The organism is Bacillaceae bacterium S4-13-56, assembly GCA_040191315.1.
In the GTDB taxonomy this organism is placed as follows: Bacteria; Bacillota; Bacilli; order Bacillales; family JAWJLM01; genus JAWJLM01.
In genome coordinates, this window is sequence record JAWJLM010000131.1 from 1 (window position 1) to 4,935 (window position 4,935).

Annotated in this window: 5 protein-coding genes; 2 read left to right on the plus strand and 3 right to left on the minus strand. The window is 38.8% G+C overall.

The features are described 5' to 3' along the window. Nucleotides 1-159 precede the first annotated feature (159 nt). Together RZN25_17985 and RZN25_17990 are read left to right on the plus strand one after the other, a co-directional pair. Nucleotides 160-1,275, plus strand: a complete 1,116-nt coding sequence (locus RZN25_17985; protein ID MEQ6378698.1) for a molybdopterin-dependent oxidoreductase — start codon at nt 160-162, stop codon at nt 1,273-1,275. Continuing rightward, nucleotides 1,262-1,987: a hypothetical protein gene (locus tag RZN25_17990; protein ID MEQ6378699.1), complete on the plus strand. Its 726-nt coding sequence runs from the start codon at nt 1,262-1,264 to the stop codon at nt 1,985-1,987. Before RZN25_17985 ends, RZN25_17990 begins: the two co-directional genes overlap by 14 nt. Before the next feature lie 264 nt (nt 1,988-2,251). On the opposite strand, the gene RZN25_17995 is transcribed toward RZN25_17990, so the two are convergent. The 3 genes from RZN25_17995 to RZN25_18005 form a co-directional block, all read right to left on the minus strand. Next, complete coding sequence (locus RZN25_17995) at nt 2,252-3,043, minus strand: SDR family oxidoreductase (protein MEQ6378700.1); 792 nt, start codon at nt 3,041-3,043, stop codon at nt 2,252-2,254. A 213-nt stretch (nt 3,044-3,256) separates the two neighbouring features. Next, nucleotides 3,257-3,976, minus strand: coding sequence for a TIGR02206 family membrane protein (locus RZN25_18000; protein MEQ6378701.1), 720 nt, complete (start codon nt 3,974-3,976; stop codon nt 3,257-3,259). 411 nt (nt 3,977-4,387) lie between these two features. Next, a complete protein-coding gene (locus RZN25_18005) occupies nt 4,388-4,582 on the minus strand; it encodes a zinc ribbon domain-containing protein (GenBank protein MEQ6378702.1) in 195 nt (64 codons plus the stop codon). Nucleotides 4,583-4,935: the final 353 nt, after the last annotated feature.

The window sequence follows — 4,935 nt, forward strand, 5'->3', positions numbered from 1 at the left end:
AACTTCCGATTGTTCCCTAATAGAACCGTCCCTACCAGCACGCCCCAGCACGTCTATGAGCTTGTGAGCAATAACAAGGAATAGTTAACCAATTTTTCATATAATGGAATCAATATAAAAATAACTCCTTCAGGATGGCTGGGAAAGGATGTAATCTGAATGAGACAAAGAAACCTAATATGGATTCATAATATTCACCTGGTTTTTGTGATTGCTTTATTAGGCACTGGTTTAAGCTTATATTTTCAGCCGTTGCGTACACAACTTACAGAATGGGGTTTTCCTACTGTTCTTTTTCATTTATATGTCTCTTACATTTATATAGTTTTCGGAATGATTGCTATCTTTTTCAGTTATACCTACGCCAAAAAGCGGCCCCCCCTTAAAAAATTTAATGTTGGATTGAATATGATCCTTTTTGGATTATGGACATTATCAGGACTTTTCATGAATTTCGGAGTAAAGCTCTCCCTTCCTCCAGTGATCCGTAATTATAGTGTGATTGTGCATGATTGGTCTACCTTTGTTGCGGTTCCTTGGATTCTTTTTCATGGATTTGGTCATTTATTCAAAAAAAGATTACCGTGGCCCTCTTGGTGGCGTGGAAAAGCAAAGAAGCCGGTATGGGTTCTTGATTTTAAGCCCGAACGTAGAGAGTTTATTAAAAGTGGTATTATTTTTATATTTGCCCTAATGACAGGTGGTTTGCTGAAATATCTATCGCAGCGAATTACAGTTTTGGAAGAAGTGGCCAAACGAAAGGGCTATTTTCGGATTTACAATGTAACTGATGAGATTCCTCAATACCAGTCAGAATTAGGCTGGAAGCTTCAGATTGATGGAGAAGTGAATCGACCTATGACATTGAATATGAGGGATATGCGGAATATTCCCTGGCAATCCATTGTTGATGACTTTCACTGTGTGACAGGATGGAGTGTCAAAGGGGTGGAATTACGTGGAGTGTATGTAAATGACTTAATTAAGAATTTAGAGATTCAACCAAAAGGGCAATATGCAACTATTTATTCTGCTGATATGCATTATTACGATTCCTTCACCCTTGATCAACTTTTACAGGAAGAAGCAATGTTGGTATTTGAAATGGATGGTAAACCTTTGAAAGAAGCGCAAGGATTTCCGTGCCGTCTTTATCATCCCAATATGTACGGATATAAATCTGTCAAATGGGTGAACCAAATCACTTTTACCAAAGACCGAGAAATTGGGTATTGGCAACAAGGAGGGAACTATGATCTCAATGGGTACCTCTAACAGATTAATAAAACGATGGCTCTATCCTTTTCTTGCTCTTATCATTGGGATTGCGGTTGGTTATCAACTTTTCCCAACCAAACAAGATCTTATTTATAAAGATTGGAAAGATCAGCTTGAGAATGCTGCTTCCGAAAGTTACAAGGTGAACACCTCTTATGTAAGAGATGAAAAGATTTATTCGGAAAGTTCAGGAATTTGGGATCCACAAATGAGCAATTACAAAGTTGCAACACCTGTTTCTGATGATTCTGTTTTCACATTTTCCTTATATCTCACAAAAGAAAAGTTTTACGTCCATGATGGTCTGCAATGGAAGTATGGCGAATTACCGCATCGTATTAGTCATGAGTTCAAGCCATTGGATCAGCCCTTTGAATGGGTTTTAGAATTGCTGCAACACGCTGATTCTATTTCCCGTCAAAAAACCAATGACGGATTCATCTACACAGCAAACTTCAAGCACTTTGACGAGCTGGATTTTCGCGGACTTTATTTAGAAGAACAAGGGAACACCTATTTAACCATGGTCGTATCTAAGAACGGAATATCATCCATAGCATTTATTGCAGAGCCTATTCGACCAAAGAAAGTAAATATTTTAACCTCATATCCCGAAACACTAAGCTATGAAATCAAATTGTCCTTGAACTCAACCAAGCAAAAACAAACCTTACCAAAAGAATCGGTTAACGCTGAAGAAATACAGTGATGGTCTTGGACGTGTTTGTGGGGACGGTTCTCACCAACATACAAATTATGGAAAACATCCTCCCTAAGCGTGTTGGTGAGAACCGTCCCTATCAGCACACCTAATGCTTCATAGTTATCTCGCAATCGCCACCGCCACTGCATTCTCAGCTCTTTCAATCGCAGGAATGAATTGCTTTTGCGCAATCCCTGCAGTACTTAATATTCCATATCGAATAATCGTCCATTTAGATTCCTCCTTGTTCCAACTGCTCACAGCAAAAAATTATAGTGCTTTTACTAACCCACCATCCACTAGTAAGGCTTGCCCTGTGACATAAGTATTATCCTCTGAGCATAGGAAAACTACTACTTTTGCAAATTCATCTGGTGTTCCGTAACGTCCCATAGGAATGGACTTTTCAGTGGAGCTTCGCACTTCCTCATAGCTTACCCCTAATTGGCTTGCTCTCATCTGATCCAGTTCAGCTACTCGGTCTGTTGCAATTCGACCAGGACCTACCGTATTAATCAAAATATTATCTTGGGACAGCTCCTGAGATAGTGACTTGGAAAGACCAATCACGCCCGCACGGAATGTATTGGACAAAATCAAATGATCCAAGGTCTGCTTAATGGACGAGGAAGCAAAATTGACAATATGCCCCCCACCACTTTTTCTCATATGAGGTAACACTTCACGAATTAAACGAGTAAAGCTTAATAGATTTAACTCAAATGCCTTTTGCCACTGCTCATCACTCAAGCTATCAAAGCTTCCAGCAGGTGGTCCTCCCGAGTTATTAATTAAAACGTCTACTGTATCAAACAGGGAAACTGTTTTTTCTACTAAATTCTTAATAGAATCATAGTTTGTAATGTCACAGACAACATAATGAACATTGGCGTTCCCTGTTCCCATTTTAATCTCTTCGACTGTTTTTTGAAGACTTTCCTCGTTACGGCTTGAGACTACAACGTTAGCTCCTCTCTGGGCAAACTCTAAAGCCGTAGCTTTCCCTAGACCTTTACTTCCGGCGGTCACAATAACCGTTTTTCCATTAAATCCCTCACTCATGACAAATTCCTCCCTTATAGCTTCTCCTTTAAATCTACTACTTTATTGACTAATTTTTCAAACTACAACCTCTTCTCCATTGATATCCTCGTATTTGAATAACCCTTTTTCTATATAAACGGTTAGCTGCTTCATTTTTTCCAAATACACTTAGGCCCATAGATTCTACGCCTTGTTCCCCATATATTAAATGTAAAGCCAAATTCAGCTATCTTACCTACTCAGATTACTTGGCAGTTCAACTTTATTTGAGGCTTTTCCGATAGATCTAGCTACTATAAAAGCTATCACGAAACCTATGAATGTTACGAAAAGTACGGCTGGAATATATAAATAATCAGGCCATTCCTTGAAAAATGGACGATATTTTAGATAAAAATAGTTTCCATCTATTATAGGATTTAGAAAATACACAAAAAGGAAATAAGCTAGAAAGATAGCATATGTTCTCAAAAGGCCTTTCCACTTTGGTCTCCAGCCATAAGCAATGTAGCCAAAATAAGGGAGCAAAATGGTCACCATATGATTGATTACAAATGAAATTCCGATCACGTGATAGACAGGGTAAACACGTTGAGGGTAAAGAAAGGAACCATACGCAAAAAGCCCCATATAGAAAAGAAGATCAAGAGCTATTTTGTTTTTGGTGATTAAAAAGTAAATTCCTAACAAGGATGCAATACGACAGATATGTAAAGGCAATGATTCCGAGACGTTAAAGCCCGTCTCAAAAACATACCAAGAATAGAGTAAAACCTGTTGAAGAATGGAAACAACTAATATCACATTGGCTATTTTGTCAGCATTTTCTCTTATTTGCTCTCTTTTAATTAAAAGAATAACTAAAGCAGTAACCATCAAACCTATGTAAATGAAATGATGTAACCCAAAAACCTGAATATATTCTGCTTCCTCACTCCACCATGAAATCATACAACAACCACCTCCTAAGAGATATTTTACAGCATTGTTACTGTGTAGTCAGTGGTATTAGGAATTATTTATCCTCTTTTTTAGACCCCTTTGATGGTAACCCGGAACAATTGGAGATGGTTCCGATTCAACACCTAAACAATCGGACATATACGGGCAACCAACCATGAAGCAAGCTTTACCAACAAGATGAAAAATTTAATGTTTTATTTTCATGGCAATTTATCCCCCACCTACTCCTTTCGTTTCACTTAAGACTTGAGGTAGGGTATTACAGTCCGTTCATGCGGATAAATAAAAACTCCCTCGCAAGGGAATCAGATTCATTAAAAAATCATAGGATTACCTTACGAGAGAGCCTAATTTACTACGTTCATATTCCACGTCACGCGCGGATTAACATCCACCAGCTCAAGAAAATCCACTGGATGGGGACACACCGCCACCAGAACCTGATGAGATTGGACCTTTTATATTTGCCTTATATACTCGTTCATGCTGTTTACTGCCACAGCTTGGGCATTCGACTTCAGGCAATTTTGAATAAGACACCATTTTACTATATTCATTCTCACAGTCTTTACAACGCAAATCATAAATCGCCATTCCCTCACCCCCCTAGCATCTATATACACCCATAGGTATTTTATCAAAAGCTTTTTAGCAAGGCAAGTGTTGGTAGGGACGGTTCTCACCAACACACATATAATGGAAAACCGCATCAGCTCCCTTTCATATTCAATTTTCATATTTTCCACTTCACCATTTGCACAATAAAAAAAGCGCAAGCGCCCTTCGAAACAAGAAAAGCACTTGTTTCTGCGAAGTGAATTCTCGGAAGCATTTCTTGTGGCCATCGAAGTAAGGCGGTGGACCTCACCTTAGATTAAGGATCGTCGACTAAAACCGTCACATCATGTGAAAACGCCGAAGCGACCTACATCCTCGAAAATTTTCGC